This window comes from Pedobacter xixiisoli, assembly GCF_900215335.1.
In the GTDB taxonomy this organism is placed as follows: Bacteria; Bacteroidota; Bacteroidia; order Sphingobacteriales; family Sphingobacteriaceae; genus Pedobacter; species Pedobacter xixiisoli.
Map to the genome: position 1 here is coordinate 538,023 of NZ_OCMT01000003.1, position 21,019 is coordinate 559,041.

Consider the following 21,019-nt stretch of genomic DNA (forward strand, 5'->3'; position numbering starts at 1 on the left):
TCTATTCCTCATTACCCAATAAATGGAACTATTTCTCCAAATGGCGTGCTGGTTAAACTACCATAAAGCGACAGTAAGAATAGTATCCCAATCACCAAAAGAAATAAAGGTTTATATCTAAATTCTTGTCCTTTTTTCACGGTGTACCTGTAATAAAGGTAGGTGCTTGCTAAATAGATTGTGGTGAAAGCCAACATCATGTAAGTAACGGTCATAGTTGTAATTTTTTACGTTTAGATTTGCCTTTGCTTGTCGCAAAAGGATTAATTATCCTAAAGCTAAGTATCTCATCCTTAAAAAAATAAGTGCGTCTTATAAGTGTAGATGTTGACTTATAATTCGCTAGTTTCCGTTTATTATTCGTTGGTGTAAAACTATTTATATTGTACTCAGTTATGTGGTTTTCTTTTTTATAAGATATAGCTTATTACGATTTGAGGTGTAGAAGGCATAACTATTTGGTACGGTATAAAAAAAAGGCGTGAAAATATTTGAAGAGGCACCAGGTCCAGAAATGCTGTAAAACCTATTTTTATTCCCGTCAAATCGCTCATTTTCTACCGATACATTGGGCTCAAAAAACAGGAAATCTTTCCCATCTATTTTTGTGCTGAAAAAAGCTTTTCCTCGCCAATTGATTGTACTAAATCCAGGGTCTCCACCACCAATGTTGTGTCTGTAAGATAATTTTTCTAAAGGATGGAAATGTAAAAAAGAGACATTTTCAGGTAAATAGGAATTGTATTCGCCAGTTCGAAATGCTTCTTCGGTATATCTAGCTGCAGTTTCATTATCTTTAACATTGTGATAACCTGGAAGTTTTTGCCATAACATTTGCCATTGTTTGTCTTGGTAATAATAAAATTGTACGTAATGCGCTCGGTTTTCTCTTACATCTTTTAAGAACCAATATGCTGCAGTCAATTTAGCATCTTTAATTTGCTTTTCCACTTTTTCTGCACTCCACGCTAAATCGGTATTTAAAACTTTAAATGTTTGTTTTGTAGTATCGCCATCTAGTGGCCAAGTATTGTAATAAGAATCTTTAGCGCTGGTAAAAATCATGAAATTACCAATAAGTTCGGGCCAGTGTCCTTTGTAGGGAGTAAATATGGTATCTGTTAAATTGCCATCACTATTCAATTTATAGAAAATCATGTCGTTCTTGGTTTCTTCGTCTTTCCCTGCATCAGCTCGAATAATCCATTGTTTGTTTACCGATGGAAAAACATGGATTGGATTTGGATAACCCTCTGCTTCACAAATTAATTTCACTTCAAAATCCTCTGACTTATACTTCTCATCTAACTCTTGAAAATTAGCATAAGCTGCTGATAAGGGCTTTTCATTTCGTTCTAAAATGCGATCTCGAGAATTACAAGCGGGTGAGAATAGCGTTGTAATTAAAGCCATTATTGAGGCCCATTTTCCATCTGATTTCTTCATCTTACTAGTTTTTCTTTGCTGGGGATTTAGGTTTATTTGCCATCAACATGCTTTGTATTTTTGGATATAAATCGGTGTCTGCGTAAGCACCGGACATTTTCCAAGTACCATTTAATTTTCCAAAGTCGAGGTTGGCAATGCTATTGGTTTTGGTATGTAACATCAGCTCCGCAAAGGGATCAACTTTGCTAAACACACTTTTAGAAAGCCATGATACCAATTTGTTAGTACCATTGATGTCGTAGTTTTCTTGTTGTAAGAGCATCGGCCAAATTTTAGCAAATTGCTGCTGGCTGATTTTCAACTCCGGCATTCCGTCATGTTCGCCGTTAACAATAAAAGGAAATTGGATAAAAGGAAATAGTTTTTCAGTATTATTTTCCTGTACGGTTATTCTAAATTTTTGCCAAAAATCTATGAAATCGTTTTTGTATTGATTGTCGTAATAATCGGCACTTTCAAAAGCGGTAATATATTTAATATTCTCTTTTTCTACATGCGTTAAAAATGGTGTTACATCCTTAAAATGGTTCCAACGGTAATCCGGTTTTTTGTTAAAATGCTGATACCATTTTCCGCCTTCCTTGAAAGCATAATTGTAACGGGCATAAATGGTATTTCTCATTTCTGCCAGCTGTTGTTTGTTGTATTTTTTAACATCTATTTGGGTAAAACTGCGCATTGAAATTTCAGGGTAATCGCCCTCAATTTCCCAATATGTTTTGCGGTAATAACGTTGTCTATCTGCATCATGAATACCAAACTCGTTTTTCTTATCACACTTGTAAAGCCTAAAAAAGTGACTTTTATCTATACGTAAATAGCTTTCGCCCACAAAAAAACTAGAAGCTACAAATTGTTTATTGATGGCATTTTTAGGTTCAAAAATATTGTTACCTATCCAACCGCCATCGTGTACATTTGTAGAGGTTTCGCAAAGTGTAACCTGCTTATTCATCAGCCTTGCTTTACTAAAACTAAGGTGCTGATAATACACAAAAGTGCCGTACGATTTTGGGTCTACTATAATTTTGATTTGATAAACCGTATCTCGGTCCTCTGCAATGTAAATCCCGTTTACCGTATAAGCAAAACTGTTGAAAATGCTTTTTTGGTCAAATCCTTTTTTAAACTCAGGTTTCCATTCGCTAATCGCAGATTGTACAGTACAAGGACAATTATTACCCGCAGTTTTTTGCTGAGCAAAAGCCGAAGAAGCCACTAAAAATAAGATGTAAATGATTTTTTTCATGCTTAAAAACTTTGTGGAAAAACGCTGTATAGCACCATGATCAAAATAATGCTTGGATAAATCCATGAATAATGTTTGCGAAAACCTTTTGCTCTTTTCCAAGGAAAAGCAAGGCTAATGATGCAAGAAAGCCATAGCAAAGGCATTAGTAAAGGAACTGGGAAAAACACGATAAAGAAGAAAATACCGTCTCCAAAAATTGAGCTGTAATCTGAATTATACTCTCTTTTAAACAGTGGCTTCAAATTTTGTTGCTTAATTTCTTGTAGCCATTTCTGCTCATTGTTAAATTTTTGTACGGTTTCTTTAACTTCGTTGATGATGAAATATAGGCTGTCGCTATGCGCAATAGTGTGCCCTTTGTAGAAATAAAAATGCTTAAAACACACGGAATTTGTATCCATGGAAAGACAAACCCAGCCACCAGCAGAGCCATCATGGTCTATGGTATGGCCATAAGGCGTGTTTTCTTGCCAAGCTGATAATCCACCTGCAAAACAAGTTACAGTACTTACAAATAACACCAGAAAAAGCAGCAGTTTTTTCATGATAAAACAGGAGTTCTATTTAACGTACATCCCAGAGAGCAACATGTTCTCATCAAAGTTTAATGTCACCGTATAAGTTTGGTTTTTAATTTCGATGTAGTTAGAAAACTTGAGGTCATCGTAATTTTTAATGGATGTTTTATCTAGTGATTTAACAATATCCGCAAACTTTTGCCCTACTTTTAAACCATTTTCGAACGTGATAGCAACCTTTCTAAAATCATTTATGGCATAACCGTTGATTAAGTTTCCCTTTTGGTTTTCTGGATTAGCTTTATTGGCAGATAAGTAGAAGTAGAAATCGTGGTAGTTATCCTGATAGATAATTTGTGATACGTTTCCAGTACTTCCATCAAACTCGCTCATTCTTTCAAAACTTTTATTTGTGGCAGATTTTACCAATTCTTCTTCGTTAGTTTTACCTAGAACCAAGCCGTTGATATTCCAGTTTTTATCAATTTTAATCACTGGTTTTCCCTTCACATCTTCTGGTTTGGTCGAGTTTTTTACCAACTCTGCCATGTATTTTTCGTTATCGCAACCACCAAAATCGATCATGCCGTTCATGATATCCCAATAGCAAGTTTTAGATAAATTGCTGTTGTTTACAATGATTAATCGCTTATAATCTGGTGCGAAGAAAATATATTTATTCTCTTTTTTGATGTTCCAGTATAGGCCATTGTCAGTATTCGGATTTTTGGTGCCCTTGCCATATTTTGCTTCAATTTTCTTTAAAATTTCTGCTTTTAATTCTGGTGTGGTCATCTCAATCCTCACACCGTAAATTTTGCTTTCGGCACCATAACTTTTTAACGCTGCATTCAAATCGTTTTCATTTTTGATTGGCTTTAAATCGACATGCCCACCGCCAAATCTGGTAATGCTGTCTGTTTTCAGTTTTTCTGAACCAATTTGAAAAATAACTCGCTGTCCTTTTAAATCAATACCATCGAAAGTATAGTTAGCTGAGTTTTCAACTTCTAGCAATAAACTAAATGGATATTCTACTGTTTGTACACCAATAAATAAATCGTTATCATAGCTAATCACATTTTTTACCGGTTCATTCAGGCTCGACTTAGCTAAGTCTATTTGTTCTTTCTTGGTACAAGAAATCATCAGCGGTAAAATGGCTGTCAATAAGAGTTTTTTCATAGTCTTAGTTTAGTTTTTAATTTCAGGTGGAGCTTTCATTTCTGCAGGTTTCCGATGCCTTTTAGTTAATCTTTCAGATTTTATTGCCTTCATGTTTTCACTGGTTTTTTTTAAGCCATATTTATCGGCAATGTATTTTGTAGTAATGCAATAGGAACCGATGTAATCGTAAAAATTTTGAATAACCGTAAGCGTGTCTTTGGATACATTATATTTCCCATCTATAATGATTTCATTTCCATTTGTCGCAAATTTTACAACCTCGAGTTCACTAAATTTCCTTTTATCCAATGCGATTTTGTATACCTGTAAAGTATCTCCCTTTTTTTGTCGACGCATTTCTTCAGGTTTTTGATAACCGAGATAAACATTAAATTTGGTGTTCTTAATTAAAAAATCTGCCGAGCGCTTATCTGTTTTTAAAATATCTGATGTACCGGCTAGTCGCACCACTTTTGGTGGAGGCGTTTTTTGTGCAAATGCACTAATGCTTACTAAAGCAACCATAAAGGCAATTAGTTTTCTCATCTTGTTATTTTTTGTTTCTGCGGTTTCTTTCTAATGTTTCTTGCTTTTTATCTATGGGACGTCTTTTCTCGGTAAATGTATAATAGATGTTGTCACCAATATCTTCGAGATAGGTTTTCTTCAAATAGATTTTTGCTTTAGCTGCTGGAATTTTAATTAGCGCTCCTTTTTCGTTATTCGCATTATGGTCGTAATAATTCCACAAGCCGATGTAATCTCCAGTAAGTAGGTTAATGCTCGATTCTCCACTACCATCGCCAGCGGCATTGCCAAAAGCATAGTCGCTCATGCCAATCAAACGAATGCGTTTTTCGTTTTTCTCATATCGAAATTGCATCGCATAACCCGAACGCATCCAGTTATTTCTAAACTCGAAGCCGTTTTTGGTGCCCTCCACTGGACTGTTGGCATGTAATGTCTCGATGGTTCCAGACTTCAGTTTTCTGAAATTTTGTGTCGATAACCTACAGATGATTTTACTTTCGGTTTCATCTACATATATCGTGTCTTTTTTTCCGTCGAAATCGATGTCTTTAACTAGTTTTTCTTGAGAAAACGCTGATAGGTATACAATAGAAAGTATAGTAGTTATAAATGCTTTTTTCATAATTACGTTGTTTTAAATTTTACTTTTTTTGCCCAAAGGGATAAATAACAAATAGCGAGTAAAGCGACGAAAAGCCAAAGCAAGAAAGACAGGAACTGACCTAGATTGCTAAACTCGAAAAGCAAACGATCCCATTGTTTCGTCAGTTCGTTTCTGAAACTATATAAGCTATAACCTCCATTTTGTTGAGTTTTTACATAGAATCTAATGTAATGTTCAACAATATCGATTACGAAAACTTTGCTCACTAAAATAACCGCAAAGGCACCCAGCGCTATTAGCAAAGCATTGCCTTTAATTTTATTAAAAACAAGCAAAGCTGACATGGAAATATAAGCTAATAGCATACTCAAATCTGCATAGCCATCGTAAATAGTGAAGTTCGCCAATTGAGTTTTTAAGATGAAATTATTAACGATTAAGCTCGAAAAAAGACCAATTGAGATATGTACCGCAAAACAGATGGCAAGTACAATCCCGAATTTTAGCAAGGTCTTTTCCTTTATCATTTCTACTATTTTTTATACTTCAACAAAAACGCTTTAAAATCCATGGCCTCCCTTTTGTCTTTTAAACAAAATTTCAGTTTACCATTTTTATCAAATTCTTCGGCAATATTGCAAAAGATAAACGGCGTAACTTCCTTACCTTTTTCGTCTATAATTCCGTACCAATAATTGCTTCCGTCAGCAGTTCTAACACCAGCGATGTAATAATTGTTCACACCAAAAAACGGATTGATAAACTCGTATTTAAAACCCGTTAATAGGTTCAAGTTTTTGTCAACCAAAGCCTTTTTATGATGGCTATCTTCTCCTACAAAAACTGCTGGGAATTTAATGTCGGTAGCAATAAAATTGTCTACCGTATTCATTTTTTGAATGCCTTTATTTGGCAGTTTTTTAAAGTTTAAATCGTAAAGTTCATCTAGATTATGCGTTTTGCTGGCGATAATGAATTTTTCATGTTTTTCGAAGCGGTAATATTCAAAAGGCAAAATGATTTTATCTCGATTTAGCACCACACCTAACTTTCCATCATCACCAACTGCTTTCTCAAAAACATCGTAGCCAGCTTTTAAACTTTGTATATAATTTTTGTATTGCGGAAGCGGAACCATTTTTTTATCAGCCACATCTAACCAATACAATTTTTCATCACCCGTAAAATACTCGTTCGAAAGCTGTTTTAGTTCATCATATTTAGGTGCAATAATGGTTTCGCCATCCCGATTGGAGACACCAAATTTTCTGTCGGTTTTATGGCTATAAAAAACAATATTGGGTTTAGCGTCATCAAAATATTTTGGGTTTAAGTAATGGTTGCCATACTTAATCATAGCTTTGTTTTGAAACGAAACAGATTTAGTAGCTACAAAAACATCAATGCTGTTAATATCATCTGGAAATTCTGCAAATACAAATTGCGTTTGCACACCAATTACCTTTTTGCCAGCATTGGCAATTTCGTTGTACAAACCAATATCGCCTAACTCTTCAATTTTCGCTTTATCCTTCGAAAGTTTATCTAAATAAACATCAAACTCGGCCATATCAATCTTAGCATTTAAATGATTTTGGTTAATTTGATTGAGCTTCTCTTTGCCACTTTTTTCGTCATTTTCCTTTAATACTTCAGTGAAAATATTGAGCAGCTCCTTTAAAATTTCACTTACTTTTTTATCAATTCCAAGCATTGGCGTAGCACTTAATGCACTGGTATTCATTCTCACATTTTTACCATTCGTAGCTTGGTAAGCTATGATTTCGCTATATAAACCCATCGGAATTTTTAGCTGAGCCACGTTTTCTTTTAGGCTTTCTATCTCAATCTTATCATCTTTATACTTAGCAGTTTTATCAGATTTATTTATCGAAAATTTTTCAAAATCGATAGGGAGTTTTAAGCTCACCTCTGTCTCAATACTGTCAATGCGCTTCAATCCAATATCTGCTTTTGCTATTTTTTTACCCCTAAAAAAGTAGGCCTTTTCGTTGGTTACCACATTGTTTTTAAAAGGCTTAAACAAACTGTCCTTTTTTTCCAAAACGTGGTTGTCGTCGGTTAAGCTAAACCTACTTTCGTACGAAAATAAATCCTGTCCATAAAGATTAAAACTCTCTTCATTTGCGTTGTCGCTAAAGTTTTGTTCAAATAGCAATTTGTTGCAGTAATCGTTAAAAAGCGCTTTTATTTTAGCTTCATCATGGTTAATTTCAAATTCTGGCACCGATTTGTCAACGGTACTTTTCTCTCCAGATGAAAAATGTGAAGTGAGTTGTAATTCGAAAGTTGCCGTTTTAATTAATTTGTTCAGTAGCGTTGTGTCTTTTTTTAACTGACTTTTAAGCTCATCGTAACCCATCGCTTTTAAAGAAGCGATATACTTTTTCGCTTCTATCGTTTGTACTACCTTTTTCTGGCTGCAAGCGGTAAAAAATGAACTTGTAAAAAGTAAAATAAAGAGGTATTTAAATTTCATATGAAAGTATTTGTTCATTTGTTTCAATAATTTTAAGCGTGGCTAGAGTTTGCTGCCATAGTTTTTACATCCGCCATAAAGTCCATTTGGTTTTTACAGCCTCTGGGTTAATGCTTTTAACTTTTTGATAGAAAATTTCAAAGCTTTTGTTCCAAATAGTATAATTTGGGGCTAGTTTAAATTCAATTTTTCCAGTTGGTGAATCTATATATACCTTCCAAATTCTTCTTTGAGAAACAGTAACCGAAGTGCCGCTTAATTCTACGATATCTTTGAGTGGAAATATAGCCTGCTCTCCATCTTTATTGATCGCATAAAAATTCTGTTCATCAAAATAAAATTCGTTATCACTAACCAGCTTTTTTTCCAAGCCGAAAAAGAAAGGGCGCTCAGATATCTTTCTTAAACTACCAAGTTCATGATTTGCTGGAGATTGGTAGTCAATTGCTGTGTTCTGTACTGGTTTAAATTCGATAACAAAATTTTTATAGACCTCTCTGAGCAGTATAATGGAGAAAACTAGCGAACTTAAAAGTATCAGCGGAATAAACATCCTATCCTTTGCGTTAAAAAACATTACAATCCCGAAAGTGATGATTGCAAAGGCAACAGTTAGTATGATTATTCGTAACACCATTTAGCTGATTATTTAGTCTGTTGATAACAGATGTTTCTTAAATTTAACTTTAAACTTTTAAAATTTTTGTAGCAATTACAATTCGCTAGCATTGGTTTATTATTCGTGGACAACTGGGCTAAACTTGCTTCTTCTTCAGCTGGCTTCCAAGCCATAAACCTAAAATCAAAGTTGGCAGACCACCAAATGCAAGAAAAACGAAAATCACAGGAAAAATAGCATCAATGCTATTGATGTCATTGTTTGATGCAAAAGAAAGGCTAAGCATGGCGCCACAAATTCCGACTATCAGCAATGCGAACATCATGAGTATGCCCTGCCATTTTTTAAACACATAATTGGCAGAAAAACTGCTGCCTATAAACCAGCCTAAAGCATAGGTTAATATGGTGCCGAAAAGTATAGGAAAGAACAGCCATCGAAATATTTCAATGGTTTCATTTAAACCAAAAAACATAGTGTAAAAGAAGGATGAAATGAAAATTGCACCAATAATTTCTATAGTTATAGCGGTTAAAATGAGCCTTTTAGTTCTGTTCAGCATCTGGATTGTTTTTGAAACAGGCTATTTGTTCTTAAAATACTCGGTAAGTTCAAAAATCCAATCGCCGCCTTTAGCAAATAGGAGCGAAGAGATGAAAAGAATAACGCTGTATAGGATCAACCTTTTCACAAACAGCCTAGTTTTGTTGTCATCTTTGATAAATTGGTAGTTAAAAATCAAAAATACCAAGCCCGCTACAATGCCAGCGGGAACACCTGCATACAAAGCAGGAATAACACCCCAGAAATCATTATAGAGAAAGATTGCCCAAGAGCAAAAGCCAAATATCGCACTGAAGATTAAGAATAATAATCCTTTAAAGAAATGCTTGCCCATTAAGCCATACATTAAAGTAAACATGGCTAAGGCTAAGGTTAAAAATGTAAAATGTAGCTCTGCAAGGTAACTGGTTTTGCTACTCTCATAAGGAAAAATGATGCATACACTAATCGTAAAAATTACTACTCCGGCAATTAAAACTGGCTTGTTGATATTATTCTCTTTTTTCATGATGCTCATTTTTATCCTATTTTCGTCTAATTAAATAATAACCCAATACGCCTAACATAAAAACTACTCCACCAGCGATAAAGTAAAAGTTTAAGTTCGATTTAGTCTTTTTTTTTACCGTTCCTTTTACATCTTTAATTTTGTATAGTTCTTGCAGCTGCTCGTAATTGTCTGCCTTAAAATCATAAGGGTTTGCAGTTTGTATTACTTGCAATTTTTTACCCGCTTCATCAAAATAATAAACGGCATTTTTATCCTTCAAAAATTGATGATACTTCACGGCTACCTGCGGTGTGTTGGGCATTTCGCCTGCGCAAGAATTGATTACTTCTACAAAAGAACCCAAGTTAACTAAGGTTTCGCCGTCAGCAGTAATGGGGTAACTTTCTTTGCCATCAAACAGTGCGTTATTAAATAGGTAAAATAGCCCCAGTTGTTTAACCTTGCTGCCACTTAGCGTTTGTTTGTTTTCAGTTTTGGGGTCAAATCGATCGCCAATAAAGTAGATGTACTTATCGGTTGCCAAAGCTTTGGGTAAATACTTACCATAACCATATCTTCCGGTAAAATATTTAGCGCTAGCAGGTATATTTGTGTTGAGAATCTTCATATTATCGGCTTCCATGTAGTAAAAATCCTCACCTTGAAATAAGCCTCCTTCAACCGCTTTAAGTTTAGATGCGTCTGTCTTTACGGGATAAGGTGTGCTAAAATCATCATCCCAAATTGGGTAAATTTTTTGCTGAAAACGTATGAAATCCACATTGCCATAAATAGGCTGTAAAGGCGTAGAAGTAGAATAGCTGAAATTAATGTCAATGTCTTCTCCAGTTAAAGGATTTTTACCAGATACAGAATGACCTTGACGTTTTTTCAGCACCTTATCGCTCCACCAAATGGTAATGGGATTGTTCATTAATTTCAATTGGTTGAATTTTCGTTTAACGCCCAATGCCAAAAGTTGTGGTGTAACTTCATCAAAGCTGCCATCGTTTCTAACGGAATAAATGTGTTGCTCATCTGCAATAAAATCTTCGTTTTCGGCAGGGTTGCAAGCATAGTAAACAAGTTGTGCCGGATTTAAATTTGGGATCGCCTTAATTGTTGCTTTTTTGGCGTACAAATCAATATTTACAGAAAACACCTGCTTATCGCTTTTCAAATACATGCCAGAACTAAAGCATTTGATATTGCTGATATTTACAGGCAAGCCATCTAGCACTATTTTGGTAATGTTTTGCTTCCAACCGTTAAAATAAATCCATTTGTCATTGATTAAGAACAAACGCCCATTGATATGTTTTTGCCCAACATTGTTAGGTAGAATTTTAGAAAACACAGCTGTCCTTTCCTCATGTTGACCATCCTTTGGTAAAAGATAGAAACCGTTTTTATCGCTGAACATAAAGGTTGCTTCATCTTCACCAGCATATTTGTAGCTTGCTTGGTCTATTCCCTTTATTGGTTTGTTAATCTGTTGAACAAAGCTAATTGCGTTAGGATCTTTCTCCGTATACTGGTAAAAAATACCATTCTCTTTTTTGATAATGGCATGTGTTTTAGAGGTATGATAGTGATAACATTCGCTGGCATGTAGCGATTGACCGATAATTGAAACCAAAATCAGAAGGATTATTTTTTTCATTTGAACATTAAGTTAGTGCTTATTTAACAAACAACATTGGCGTTCTGTTATTCGTTACCTTTTGAAAATTATTCGGCTATTAAGGCTTATTATTTGCAAATCGAATTTTGAACAATAGGCAAGACAACAATAGGCTGCACAAATGCAAAACTGACTATGGTTAGGCTTATGATTAAAATGTTATTGATAAGCAACCATTTCAATTTTGCCTTGAAGCACTTAACAGGCATGTCGAGTTTTTTAAATGGGATAACCGAAAGTCTACCATGAATTGCTTTGAACGGAAGTTTTCTCGTGTTAGTAGTAAACTATTTTTCGGTTAATGATAGACTCTGGCTCGGGGATTTGTCTTTTAACATTTGTTGTCGTTACTTCTTTTTTTTCAGTCCACTTCTTATTGAAATCATATTTAATAAAATAGTTTATAGTTACAATGTTTCCTTCGCTCTCGTATTTGTTTTCTATTATATCTCCCTCTTCATTGTATTGATAAGTTATTGTCGATGGATTCCTAATGGACTGTATTTCCTTAATTAGCTTATTTTCTTTGTTATAAGTTAAATCTTTTTGCTCATAGATTTCGCCATTCGTATCTTCCAGTTTTTCTTGTATCACGTTGTTGCGAACATCGAACAATTTATGTGAGATGTAAGCTAAAACAAAAGCTTTTTTCTGGTCATCATACTCATAAACTTTCTCGATTTCTATGTTGTCGCCGTAAACATAATCCGAATAAAAACTGCCGTCTTTTTTGAGTACTTCTTTACCATTTTCTATACTTCTAGTGTCTTTTTTAACTAATTTATCTTGTATGTATTTGTATGAAACTTCTTCATAAACATCGCCAGTTAGGTAACCTAATTTTTCTTTTTTGATGAGGTTATTACCTTCGTAAAAATAGCGTTCGTTTAGATAGTAAATATTTTTGTTCTTGGCTTTATCAAACTCAATTACATATACTTTTGATGTTTTTCCATCGGTATTGTACTCTACTAATTCGTCCATTCCTGGTCCTTCTTGTGTCTTTTTTTTTCCACCTTCATCTAGTTTATAAAAGATAATTTCTTCAGACTTTATTATTGGTTTATGAGCTGTTTTTTCTTGCGCACAAGAAATCAATGTAGAAATGAGAATGATAAGTAGAATGTTTAGTTTTTTCATAATATATCTTCACTATTTTTAGTGTGGAATGCTTTGCTAGTCCTATTGTTTGTTCGCACCAATATTCCAGTTCATCGAGAGACACGAAGTACTTCTAAAGTTAAGGTCGTCTTCAATCTAAAGTTTGATATCGCTTTGTGCACCGTAATTACGATTTTTCTTTGCACAAACGTTAATGATAACCCGATAGCGCCAAATAGCCCGAAGCGAGTAACGACCATACGCAATAGCGGGGCTGAAGCCTATTAACATCGAAGCGTTGGTTTTCAAATCAATTTCCTACTTTGTTAAAAGCCTCAATCATAATGGAACTTGGATCACTGTCTTTAAAAAGTGCCTTCGGTATTTTGTATCTCTTGGTGCTGGTGGTGCTCGGCATGTCTTCTTTCATGGTATTGATGTCAGTTTGTTCGTAAATTCCTTTTAACAAATCGAATTTTTGCTCTGTTTGGCCACCAGCGCCCATATTAAAAGTGGTGATGTGAGTTAACACTAAATCGTCTTTAATGTATTTAAAAGTGCTTTCAATACTTCCAGCTGGACCAGTTGCCTGTTTGGTAACTACCAATTTTCCGCTGTCGATACTCACTTCTTCAAAGTCGTAGTCCTTAAATCCATCTTTCCTAAATTTAGGGTCGAAAGCGGTGTAGGAAATTGCATCAACGCTGTAGGCATTTCCTTGTTTTAGCAATACCAAAGTTGGGCGCAGGGCAGTTGTATCGGTGGTTTTGATGAGCACAATTACTTTATCGGCTACGCCATCATTGTTTAAATCGCCAGCTGCTTCTAAGTCAATTTCGTAATCTTTTGGAATAAGATTTTCGATTTTGTATGCCATTTTTGGAAAAGGAGGTAAGGGCACTTCCAACTCCGTTGTGTCTGCGGTGTCAGGCGGTAAGGCGACGGTGTCTGCTAGCGTCGTTGTCGTTTGTTTTTCTTCGCTTCGGCAGGAAAAGAGTGATACCAAAGCCATGCCTAAAATTGCAAAAACCTTTATCGATGCTTTCATAGTGGTTAATAATTAAAAGATGTTTTTTCTTTGAAAACGTGTACAGCTTCTATGGTGTCTTTCTGGAAAGAATATTTTACGGTGATGCTGGTATCAGTTTCGTTAATCAATTTCGCATTTTTTGCATCCCTAATTTCGAGCCAAGTACTATCGTTTTTCTTGATTTCATCGCCATCTTCCAATAAAACTCTATCGAATAAGAGACCACTTTTTACCAGTTGAATTCGTGGTCTGCCCATTACACCATAACCTACCGTTTGTACACGAATATTGTTTTCGAGATTGAAGTGGTTTAATCTACCACTGCCCGAAGCCGAAAGTAAGATGCCAAAAAATGGAATGGCCATGGGTACGATACTCAGCACCAGCCCCGCTATCAGTAACCAGAAATATATTTTTGCCCACAGTTTTTTCCAAAAACTGAAAGCGGTTACAGGCGTTAATAGTAGCCAAATCCAAAAGATGACTCTATCGCTCCAATAGCCAACAAAACTCATTTGCCAAAAGCCATAAAGCACCACATTAAGTACCACTAAGACCGAAATGAAAAGATAGATTCGTATTAAGATTTGCTTTTTCCCCATAAATTATTGCTCTACAGCCGTAGAATCAGGCATTTCTTCTTCCTCTTCCACCGCTCTTTCTTCATCACGAGCACTTTTAATATCATCGTTGGTGTACTGATAATATTCGTTGAAAGTTTTAGTTTGCTGGTTGTAAATGAGTACGTATTTCGAATTTTTTGTCTGTCTGATAATTCCATCTACTGGAGCTGGTACCAATTCCATCTTGTCCATGTAAATTAAAGCACCTTTTTTAAAGCTTTTAATGGTAGGTAATTCGTTGGGCAGTTTTTTCCAATAAAGTACATTTCCTTTTTGAGGGATGATGAAGATGGCACTACTTTCATAGTCTGAATTTTCGAGCAAAAATGCCATTTCACGTTCCCCTTGTCCGGTAAAATTTCCGTAGGCAATTACCCTGTAGGCACGGTCTTTAATCTTAGTGAAGAAATACAAATCGGTAACTTCTTTGCCTAGGTAACCATTGTCTAAAAATACTTTTACAATGCCTCGTTTAAAGGGAGTTGGAATGTCGTCATATTCGGGAATGGTAAATGTGGCATTTTTCCAAGTCGCATAATCTTCTGGACTTGCCCAGCCATCTACATTCACGCTATCAGCCGGATAAGCTACATTGTCCCCAAACGAGTCGTAATAATCTTGTCGAGCTTGGTAACCACCGTAGAAATAGGCAAAGCTAGATGCCCCAATCAACATCACAACGCTTAAAATTATCCAAATAATAGCCTTTCTCTTTGTTTTTGGTTGAGGTGACTGTGGGATTTCAGTTTCTTGATGTGGTTGTTCAGGGTTGTTGTAAGGTTGTTCCATTTTTGTATTTGAGATTTAGATTTTTATAGAGAGAATGATTGATGAAATGTGAATTACAGACAGTATAAACTTGTTTTTGTAGCGCCGCTTGATTTGGTAGATACGCTTTTCGCTTTTGGTTCAAAGATGAAATCTATCACAACTTCGTCTACTTTTCCAATTCCATTTGGTTGGATAACTTGGTTTTTTTCGTCTTCTTCAGGTTGGTTGTCACCGTAATAAACATACTCGAAAGCCAATGGCTGTTGAGCTTTGTTGATCACATAGTTACACCAGCCGTAACTATAGCTAACTCCATCTTTTTGGGTAGGAAATATCAATACTTCTTTAGTGAAAGTATTGCAGGAAGTAACGGTAATAAAAGTTGGGGTGTACCAATTGGTGGGCAACAAGAGTAATAAAAGCGCAAACATCCAATCGTGTTTGCTGCCTTCTTTTTTAATTAAACGAGTGTAGAGCGGCCTTAACGCTACCAATACTACAATTCCTATTAAAATGATGTTGTAAGTTTGTGCGGATACGATCATGGTTATTAAATTTTATTCGTCAGCAGGAGCAAGGCTAATGTCATATTGGTTGTTTTCGTTTTTGACAAGATAATCTAGGTTAGAATTTAACAGAAATTCATCCTTAAAAGTTGATTTCTTTTCAAATTGAAAATCTTTATAGCTATGTTCTTTCCCCCTGTAAACAATTTTCTCAGGAAACTCAAAAATATGTGCTTGGTGTAATGCTGGTTTAACCTTGTTATTCAATATCAGCATGTCTAATTTGTAATATTTTCCGTTATTGGTAGTAATGCCGGTACTAAACCCAAATGAAGTTTCTATTTGAATGGTTCTATCTTCCAAAACCCATTCATAAGAGCATTGATTAAAATCGCTGGCTAGAAAAAAGGCATATTTCGGTTTGCCATATTTTTCAGTCAGTTTATCCATCATCGCCTTGCGCTCATTTACATTTTGAAATTCTGTTTCAGCATAATAGCCAACAGGTTTTTTGTTATTATCCGTTAATAGATACATCCTTTCGAAATAGATGTTTTGAAATTTTGCAACGCTATCCAAGCTTGGTGATTTATACAAAAAACCAAAATCTTTTTGCGGCACTTTAAGGTCCATCACATCAATTAACGTATTGCTGATTTTGTATTTCTGCTGCTCACTATTGATGATCGCCACATTTACACTGTCGTATCTAATACCATCTTCATCTAACAGATACTTTGCAAACAACTGATTTACGTCTTCGTTAAAATCAATAGTTTCTAAATCAAAGGCACTGTTTTTTTCTAAAAGCGACACTTTTTTCGGTCCCATTTTACAGGCTAACATCGCTAATAATAAAAACATAAAACTGAAATGAATCTTCTTCATATTGTACTTGTCTATTTTAATGCTCTCAGTGGTAATTGATAATCTAACAAGCCTTGGCTTTTAAGTAACCAGCCCGAACCTGCAGGCTTTCCATTGATGTTTTCGTAACCACTAGCTCCGCACTCACAATTACCAACTGGGCCAAACATACCATAGTTGTAAATAGCGATATAGCTGTAGCCAGAAAGCAAGTAAGTTCTGTTTTTAATGACTACAATAATTACATCGTTAATGTTTAGTTCCTTAAACGGCATCAAAATGGTTTGTGTTTCGTAATTATCTTCTGGTATAAAATTTATCGTAGTGTCCCTGATAATATGTTTATTTCTTTGCAGGTAAAAGTTGATGCGTTTCAGTTCGTTTGCCGTAAAGCTGTTCACTTTAATTTCAAAGTTTCCTTGCACCGTTGTAATGGTATCGCAAACTTCTTTCTGCATACGAGCTGCTTCTTTTTTCTTACTGTAACGGTTCCACTCAACACTACCCCAAAAAAAAGCAACCAATAGTAAGATCATGCCAATAACAACGGCGATACAAATGGCTATGATCTTGAATATCTTTTTGGCTGTCATTTGATTTTTCCGTTAAAAGCTATTTGATGTAAACAAAAGTTCCAGTACCTAATGTTTTTAAATCTTCAATAAAATTTTTGTTTATCACGAAGAAATATCCATCATGATGTGGTGTTTTGTCCATTGATTTGATGGTGCCTTGGTCTTTATCTACTTCTAATTTAAGTGTGTTCTTCTCATCGTTAAAAATGGTCGAATAGCGGAAAATTCTATCCTTCGCTTCCCATTCATAAATAGTGAACTTGGTCATAAATTCGCCTTCAAGTTTCTTATGATTACCGTATTTTTTAGTTAATGTAGCTATGAAATCCTTCGCTTCTTTATCTGTAATTTCACTTACCTCGGCACCAATAGCTTTAATTTTGCCGTCTAAAGAAACCGCAACGCTCAAAGAGCTGAAAGCTTGGTCTCCAGCTATGGCTAATGTATCTCCACTTGAAGAGCTTTTCTGTCTGTACTCTACGCCAACAGCCTTTTGGTCTTCAGAAAACTCATTAATAAACGTAGTATCTCTTTGTACCATTCTGGTTTCATCTCCCACAGGGATATCATAATAATCGTCCCATTTTTCGCTTTTGTACTTGTCGGGGTATAAGGTGGTAATTTTAGTTCCAAAATCAATGTCCAACAAGTCTAAAGGGGCTTGTCCAATAGGTTTAACTTGCCCCATACAAGCAGAAATTAACGTGAATAAAGCAAGTGCGCACAAGCTATGTTTGAAATGTTTAATCATCATTTTTAAATTAATTTACCCTAAAACTAATTGGCATGGTAAAGTAAGACCTAACAGGTTTGCCATCATTCTTCGCAGGAGCCCATTTTGGCATCCGCTTAATTACACGGATTACCTCTTGGTCTAAACCATAACCCAACTTGTTTACAATTTCTATGTTGCTGATACTGCCATCTAGTTCAACCATAAATTTGACACGGACAGTTCCTTCTATTTCATTTTCCTGCGCCTCTCTAGGATACTTTAGGTTATTGGCTATAAATTGCCTCGCTTTACTAATCCCACCAGGAAATTCTGCTTGTATATCTACCTTTGTAAGATGGTCTGTACTAGGGCTAGGACTTATTCCAGGGGCAGCTGGAGCGGTAACTTTTGGTCCTACAAAGGAAGCAACTGCTGTTTGTAGAGTTAGCAACCCTTTTTCATTTTGAGTATAAAGTCTCAATAGAGTAGCTTTATTTTTCTCCTTTTGATAGAAAAATATTTGATTGTTAATCACTTCATAACTGCCACTTTTAATCGTGTCGCCAGTAGCCTTGTTTACGATATGTTTTATTTCTTTAGCGATTCTTTGTGCTTTGCCAATTCTGTACAAGTTGTAAAAAACCGTGTCATTTTTTGCCTTAGCCTTTCCGTTGCTTAGGTTCATAATGTAGCTAGTGTTTTCAAGTTTAAAAGCAAAATCGGGCGTTCTACCTTGGGCAAAGCATAGCGCTGAAATGCCGAAAGCTATAATTGCCGTGAGTTTTATTTTTCTTATCATGTCTTTTGAAAATGGATGTTAGTATTTCATAGGTTTTGTAGTCCTGCCATTCGCTTTACTCCGTAGGGTAAACATGTATGTTTACCGCTACTGCGTGTTCGCTGCTGTCAGGTTTAATTAACTTCTTTCTGTGCTTTTGGGAGGGTTTTAGAACCCACCGTGTTGTTTAATTTTTCAAAATGGCAGCCTTTTCCACTTCCTCAAATTCTTTTTTATCCTCGTTCCACAAATACGCTTTATAATAAACCTTTTTATCCTCTAGCTTCTCCTTGCAAATGCTTGCTATAAAAAGTCTACTCTTTAGGTTGCCCATCGCTCTATCTTCTGCAAAAAGACAAGAGTTTTCTTCGCCCAATGGCAAGTCGTAAATTTTACCGTCTCTCACATCCACCATAAAACCCATAATGCAACCTGCGCCACAACCAAAAATCGACATCACATAATAACCAGCAAAGTCTACTTCGTCGGTTTTGTAAGCTTCAATAATTCGAGTTCTAAAGTCTTTTGCTTCAGGGTAGCTCGTCCAATCTATCGGAGCGTGGACTGGTATTTTTTGAGCATCTACCTTATATCTTTCAAAATTAAGACTGTCATAATAATTGATACGGACTTCTTCTGGCTCTTCCGCTGGCATTTGTGCCAATGGAGGTTTAGCATAAGCAGTGTCAACTTTTGCCATAACTGTGGTATCTTCACTACCCACTTCTACAGCTTCATCGCCATCTCCAGATGTGTCGTTACAAGCGTAAATAGATATAATTGCCGCTGCAATAATGTATTTGATAGCTTTCATCGTTTTACAATTTATCTAACTTTAAGTCCATTTAGAATGAAATAGTTTTAAATTAATCGAATACCAAGGGTTGCTAAATATGCTTTTGGCAAATAAATTTCTCCCGTTTTTGGGTTGTAGTTAAACTCACTATCCTCTTTGCCCTCAATTTTAATGGTAATCCCATTTCTATGGTCATACAAATTAACCTTTACATTCGCGTTAGCTTCGAAAATACGTTTGCTAATTTCTTCGGTTTCTTGAAGCGCAAAAATGGTATTGCCATTCTCTAATTTTTTGGTGTAAAAGAAAGGCTTAAATGGCTTTTTCTCTTCAGGCTCTTGTTGCGAATTTCTTCTTATCGGGCCACTTGGAGCCGCCATCATTGGTGGAGCGCTTACCAAACCGTGTTCGACACTTGGCATAGTGCTCAGTTTAACTTTTAGTAGTTTTTCTGTATAGTTAAATAACTTCTCTTCATCAGGCTTTGCCAAAACAAAAGCTTTTACCAAAACCATTTTGGCATTGTATAACCTGTGGTTGCTGCCCTGACTTAGTATGATGTAATCGAAAACTGGATTACTTTCTTTTAGTGGCAACTTAATGGTAACAATCTCAACTTTAACTGTTCCGTCACTCTTCTTTTCTTCTGGAGTTTTGTAAAGTGGCAAGTATTTATCGAAACCTTTATCTACAACAGTTTTTAAGGTTTCATCATTAGTTAACACCACATGAAGCCTTTTCATTTCCCTAATTTTTGGAGGTAAAAATTTCCCATTTTTATCTTTTCCGCCAGATACGTAAGGTTCTTGTGCGTAATATTTAGCAATGATGTATTTTCCTGCCTTGTAAAACTCGTCGTAATCTCTGCTCATTGGTAGGGTTTTATCTGTTTCTTCGCTTAATAAAAACTTTTTTCCTTTGTTACTTACAACCGAATAAGGCACATCTTTTATTTGCAACTGGTTATCGTACACACTTTCGTAAAGCTGTTTGGTACCCGTTTTAGCATTAAAAATGATATCGGGTTTTTCGCTGAAATCTTGCAAATAAATTTGATTTTTAGCAGGTATAGCTTTTGCAAATGCATAGATAGGCTTAACGGCTTCGTTACCTAGCGTATCTGTGATTCCATTTTTGCCATTAACCTTAAACTCGTGGTATTTCTGCTGCGCCATAACAAGGTTAGAGGCAATCAACAATATTAGAAATAGGTTTATTTTTTTCATGATTATATTTTGTGATGCATTGAAGTTTTATCTATGCTATTTTTTGATAAGTATATCATCCTTATAGTAAGCTTCTTTTATTAATTTGCCATTAGTGTCAAACCATTTAGCATGACCATTTTTATAGCCATTTTTAAACAGGGTAGATGATTTTAGCTGTCCGTTCTCATGATAAAAATTTGAGACGCCGTCTTCTTCATCATTCAAATAAAATTCTTCCTGACTAAGTTTCCCATTTTCAAAATACTGTAATTCTTTGCCCTGTCGTCTGCTTTTGGTATCTAAGAATCGTTTTAGCATTAATTTCCCGTTTGGATGGTAAACAATAAAGCTATCAATGGTGATACCCATTTTGTAATTGAAATCTTTATGTAACTGCCCATTTTCGTAATAAACTAAGCTTTTACCATTAAGGGTGTCATTTTTGAAGTTCTCATCTCGCCATAGCGAACCATTTTTGTAATAAACTTTATGGTTACCTTCCCGTTTCTGCGATTTAACATCACTTTGTGAGCATGCGGTAGCGAAAAGGACAAAAATAAATAAGCTTAAATACCTAAGGACTTCCATATCATTTTAATATAGTGCTATTTAAAAGTAGGGATTATTGTTTAGGCGCTTTTCAGTGATTATTATTCGCTAGCGACTTCCAT

General features: G+C 35.4%; 25 protein-coding genes. All 25 read right to left on the reverse strand.

Annotation, left to right across the window (positions count from 1 at the left end; translation table 11 throughout):
* Positions 1-11 precede the first annotated feature (11 nt).
* Positions 12-215: a hypothetical protein gene (locus CRO54_RS14375; protein WP_097132770.1), complete on the reverse strand. Its 204-nt coding sequence runs from the start codon at positions 213-215 to the stop codon at positions 12-14.
* A 178-nt stretch (positions 216-393) separates the two neighbouring features.
* Positions 394-1,446, reverse strand: a complete 1,053-nt coding sequence (locus CRO54_RS14380; protein WP_097132771.1) for a hypothetical protein — start codon at positions 1,444-1,446, stop codon at positions 394-396.
* Positions 1,447-1,450: 4 nt separating this feature from the next.
* Positions 1,451-2,698, reverse strand: a complete 1,248-nt coding sequence (locus CRO54_RS14385; RefSeq protein ID WP_171047918.1) for a YARHG domain-containing protein — start codon at positions 2,696-2,698, stop codon at positions 1,451-1,453.
* A 2-nt stretch (positions 2,699-2,700) separates the two neighbouring features.
* Positions 2,701-3,246, reverse strand: coding sequence for a hypothetical protein (locus CRO54_RS14390; RefSeq protein WP_097132773.1), 546 nt, complete (start codon positions 3,244-3,246; stop codon positions 2,701-2,703).
* Positions 3,247-3,261: 15 nt separating this feature from the next.
* Positions 3,262-4,404: a hypothetical protein gene (locus CRO54_RS14395; RefSeq protein WP_097132774.1), complete on the reverse strand. Its 1,143-nt coding sequence runs from the start codon at positions 4,402-4,404 to the stop codon at positions 3,262-3,264.
* Positions 4,405-4,413: 9 nt separating this feature from the next.
* Positions 4,414-4,932 (reverse strand): hypothetical protein, encoded by a 519-nt coding sequence (locus CRO54_RS14400; RefSeq protein WP_097132775.1) that lies wholly within the window; start codon positions 4,930-4,932, stop codon positions 4,414-4,416.
* Positions 4,933-4,936: 4 nt separating this feature from the next.
* A complete protein-coding gene (locus CRO54_RS14405) occupies positions 4,937-5,539 on the reverse strand; it encodes a hypothetical protein (protein WP_097132776.1) in 603 nt (200 codons plus the stop codon).
* Between the two features lie 2 nt (positions 5,540-5,541).
* Entirely contained in the window at positions 5,542-6,048 is a 507-nt protein-coding gene (locus CRO54_RS14410) for a hypothetical protein (protein WP_097132777.1), read from the reverse strand.
* Between the two features lie 5 nt (positions 6,049-6,053).
* Entirely contained in the window at positions 6,054-8,021 is a 1,968-nt protein-coding gene (locus tag CRO54_RS14415; RefSeq protein ID WP_097132778.1) for a WG repeat-containing protein, read from the reverse strand.
* A gap of 64 nt (positions 8,022-8,085) precedes the next feature.
* A complete protein-coding gene (locus CRO54_RS14420) occupies positions 8,086-8,658 on the reverse strand; it encodes a hypothetical protein (protein ID WP_138765838.1) in 573 nt (190 codons plus the stop codon).
* 118 nt (positions 8,659-8,776) lie between these two features.
* Positions 8,777-9,202, reverse strand: coding sequence for a hypothetical protein (locus tag CRO54_RS14425; RefSeq protein WP_097132780.1), 426 nt, complete (start codon positions 9,200-9,202; stop codon positions 8,777-8,779).
* Positions 9,203-9,223: 21 nt separating this feature from the next.
* Positions 9,224-9,712, reverse strand: a complete 489-nt coding sequence (locus CRO54_RS14430) for a hypothetical protein (protein ID WP_138765839.1) — start codon at positions 9,710-9,712, stop codon at positions 9,224-9,226.
* Positions 9,713-9,728: 16 nt separating this feature from the next.
* Positions 9,729-11,357 (reverse strand): hypothetical protein, encoded by a 1,629-nt coding sequence (locus CRO54_RS14435; protein ID WP_097132782.1) that lies wholly within the window; start codon positions 11,355-11,357, stop codon positions 9,729-9,731.
* 297 nt (positions 11,358-11,654) lie between these two features.
* On the reverse strand, positions 11,655-12,518 hold the full coding sequence (locus CRO54_RS14440; protein WP_097132783.1) for a hypothetical protein: 864 nt from the start codon (positions 12,516-12,518) through the stop codon (positions 11,655-11,657).
* Between the two features lie 271 nt (positions 12,519-12,789).
* Positions 12,790-13,527 (reverse strand): hypothetical protein, encoded by a 738-nt coding sequence (locus tag CRO54_RS14445; protein WP_097132784.1) that lies wholly within the window; start codon positions 13,525-13,527, stop codon positions 12,790-12,792.
* Positions 13,528-13,532: 5 nt separating this feature from the next.
* Positions 13,533-14,111: a hypothetical protein gene (locus tag CRO54_RS14450; RefSeq protein WP_138765840.1), complete on the reverse strand. Its 579-nt coding sequence runs from the start codon at positions 14,109-14,111 to the stop codon at positions 13,533-13,535.
* 3 nt (positions 14,112-14,114) lie between these two features.
* Positions 14,115-14,921 carry a flagellar basal body-associated FliL family protein gene (locus CRO54_RS14455; protein ID WP_097132786.1) on the reverse strand — a complete coding sequence of 269 codons (807 nt, stop codon included), beginning with the start codon at positions 14,919-14,921 and terminating at the stop codon, positions 14,115-14,117.
* A 53-nt stretch (positions 14,922-14,974) separates the two neighbouring features.
* Positions 14,975-15,448 (reverse strand): hypothetical protein, encoded by a 474-nt coding sequence (locus CRO54_RS14460; protein ID WP_097132787.1) that lies wholly within the window; start codon positions 15,446-15,448, stop codon positions 14,975-14,977.
* Positions 15,449-15,460: 12 nt separating this feature from the next.
* Entirely contained in the window at positions 15,461-16,297 is an 837-nt protein-coding gene (locus tag CRO54_RS14465; protein WP_138765841.1) for a hypothetical protein, read from the reverse strand.
* An 11-nt stretch (positions 16,298-16,308) separates the two neighbouring features.
* A complete protein-coding gene (locus tag CRO54_RS14470; protein WP_097132789.1) occupies positions 16,309-16,869 on the reverse strand; it encodes a hypothetical protein in 561 nt (186 codons plus the stop codon).
* A gap of 19 nt (positions 16,870-16,888) precedes the next feature.
* Positions 16,889-17,602 carry a hypothetical protein gene (locus CRO54_RS14475; RefSeq protein WP_138765842.1) on the reverse strand — a complete coding sequence of 238 codons (714 nt, stop codon included), beginning with the start codon at positions 17,600-17,602 and terminating at the stop codon, positions 16,889-16,891.
* Between the two features lie 10 nt (positions 17,603-17,612).
* Positions 17,613-18,365 (reverse strand): energy transducer TonB, encoded by a 753-nt coding sequence (locus CRO54_RS14480; RefSeq protein WP_097132791.1) that lies wholly within the window; start codon positions 18,363-18,365, stop codon positions 17,613-17,615.
* A 166-nt stretch (positions 18,366-18,531) separates the two neighbouring features.
* Positions 18,532-19,158: a hypothetical protein gene (locus CRO54_RS14485; RefSeq protein ID WP_097132792.1), complete on the reverse strand. Its 627-nt coding sequence runs from the start codon at positions 19,156-19,158 to the stop codon at positions 18,532-18,534.
* Between the two features lie 47 nt (positions 19,159-19,205).
* Positions 19,206-20,366, reverse strand: a complete 1,161-nt coding sequence (locus CRO54_RS14490) for a hypothetical protein (RefSeq protein ID WP_138765843.1) — start codon at positions 20,364-20,366, stop codon at positions 19,206-19,208.
* Positions 20,367-20,402: 36 nt separating this feature from the next.
* Positions 20,403-20,936, reverse strand: coding sequence for a toxin-antitoxin system YwqK family antitoxin (locus CRO54_RS14495; RefSeq protein ID WP_097132794.1), 534 nt, complete (start codon positions 20,934-20,936; stop codon positions 20,403-20,405).
* Positions 20,937-21,019: the final 83 nt, after the last annotated feature.

Bases quoted from the DNA above. Each gene is read 5' to 3' on its own strand.
- CRO54_RS14495 (WP_097132794.1), bottom strand. From the start codon at position 20,936: ATGGAAGTCCTTAGGTATTTAAGCTTATTTATTTTTGTCCTTTTCGCT.
- CRO54_RS14485 (WP_097132792.1), bottom strand. From the start codon at position 19,158: ATGAAAGCTATCAAATACATTATTGCAGCGGCAATTATATCTATTTAC.
- CRO54_RS14435 (WP_097132782.1), bottom strand. From the start codon at position 11,357: ATGAAAAAAATAATCCTTCTGATTTTGGTTTCAATTATCGGTCAATCG.
- CRO54_RS14415 (WP_097132778.1), bottom strand. From the start codon at position 8,021: ATGAAATTTAAATACCTCTTTATTTTACTTTTTACAAGTTCATTTTTT.
- CRO54_RS14465 (WP_138765841.1), bottom strand. From the start codon at position 16,297: ATGAAGAAGATTCATTTCAGTTTTATGTTTTTATTATTAGCGATGTTA.
- CRO54_RS14490 (WP_138765843.1), bottom strand. From the start codon at position 20,366: ATGAAAAAAATAAACCTATTTCTAATATTGTTGATTGCCTCTAACCTT.
- CRO54_RS14405 (WP_097132776.1), bottom strand. From the start codon at position 5,539: ATGAAAAAAGCATTTATAACTACTATACTTTCTATTGTATACCTATCA.
- CRO54_RS14440 (WP_097132783.1), bottom strand. From the start codon at position 12,518: ATGAAAAAACTAAACATTCTACTTATCATTCTCATTTCTACATTGATT.
- CRO54_RS14455 (WP_097132786.1), bottom strand. From the start codon at position 14,921: ATGGAACAACCTTACAACAACCCTGAACAACCACATCAAGAAACTGAA.
- CRO54_RS14380 (WP_097132771.1), bottom strand. From the start codon at position 1,446: ATGAAGAAATCAGATGGAAAATGGGCCTCAATAATGGCTTTAATTACA.
- CRO54_RS14390 (WP_097132773.1), bottom strand. From the start codon at position 3,246: ATGAAAAAACTGCTGCTTTTTCTGGTGTTATTTGTAAGTACTGTAACT.
- CRO54_RS14475 (WP_138765842.1), bottom strand. From the start codon at position 17,602: ATGATTAAACATTTCAAACATAGCTTGTGCGCACTTGCTTTATTCACG.
- CRO54_RS14375 (WP_097132770.1), bottom strand. From the start codon at position 215: ATGACCGTTACTTACATGATGTTGGCTTTCACCACAATCTATTTAGCA.
- CRO54_RS14470 (WP_097132789.1), bottom strand. From the start codon at position 16,869: ATGACAGCCAAAAAGATATTCAAGATCATAGCCATTTGTATCGCCGTT.
- CRO54_RS14460 (WP_097132787.1), bottom strand. From the start codon at position 15,448: ATGATCGTATCCGCACAAACTTACAACATCATTTTAATAGGAATTGTA.
- CRO54_RS14450 (WP_138765840.1), bottom strand. From the start codon at position 14,111: ATGGGGAAAAAGCAAATCTTAATACGAATCTATCTTTTCATTTCGGTC.
- CRO54_RS14420 (WP_138765838.1), bottom strand. From the start codon at position 8,658: ATGGTGTTACGAATAATCATACTAACTGTTGCCTTTGCAATCATCACT.
- CRO54_RS14445 (WP_097132784.1), bottom strand. From the start codon at position 13,527: ATGAAAGCATCGATAAAGGTTTTTGCAATTTTAGGCATGGCTTTGGTA.
- CRO54_RS14385 (WP_171047918.1), bottom strand. From the start codon at position 2,698: ATGAAAAAAATCATTTACATCTTATTTTTAGTGGCTTCTTCGGCTTTT.
- CRO54_RS14430 (WP_138765839.1), bottom strand. From the start codon at position 9,712: ATGAAAAAAGAGAATAATATCAACAAGCCAGTTTTAATTGCCGGAGTA.
- CRO54_RS14400 (WP_097132775.1), bottom strand. From the start codon at position 4,932: ATGAGAAAACTAATTGCCTTTATGGTTGCTTTAGTAAGCATTAGTGCA.
- CRO54_RS14425 (WP_097132780.1), bottom strand. From the start codon at position 9,202: ATGCTGAACAGAACTAAAAGGCTCATTTTAACCGCTATAACTATAGAA.
- CRO54_RS14480 (WP_097132791.1), bottom strand. From the start codon at position 18,365: ATGATAAGAAAAATAAAACTCACGGCAATTATAGCTTTCGGCATTTCA.
- CRO54_RS14410 (WP_097132777.1), bottom strand. From the start codon at position 6,048: ATGATAAAGGAAAAGACCTTGCTAAAATTCGGGATTGTACTTGCCATC.
- CRO54_RS14395 (WP_097132774.1), bottom strand. From the start codon at position 4,404: ATGAAAAAACTCTTATTGACAGCCATTTTACCGCTGATGATTTCTTGT.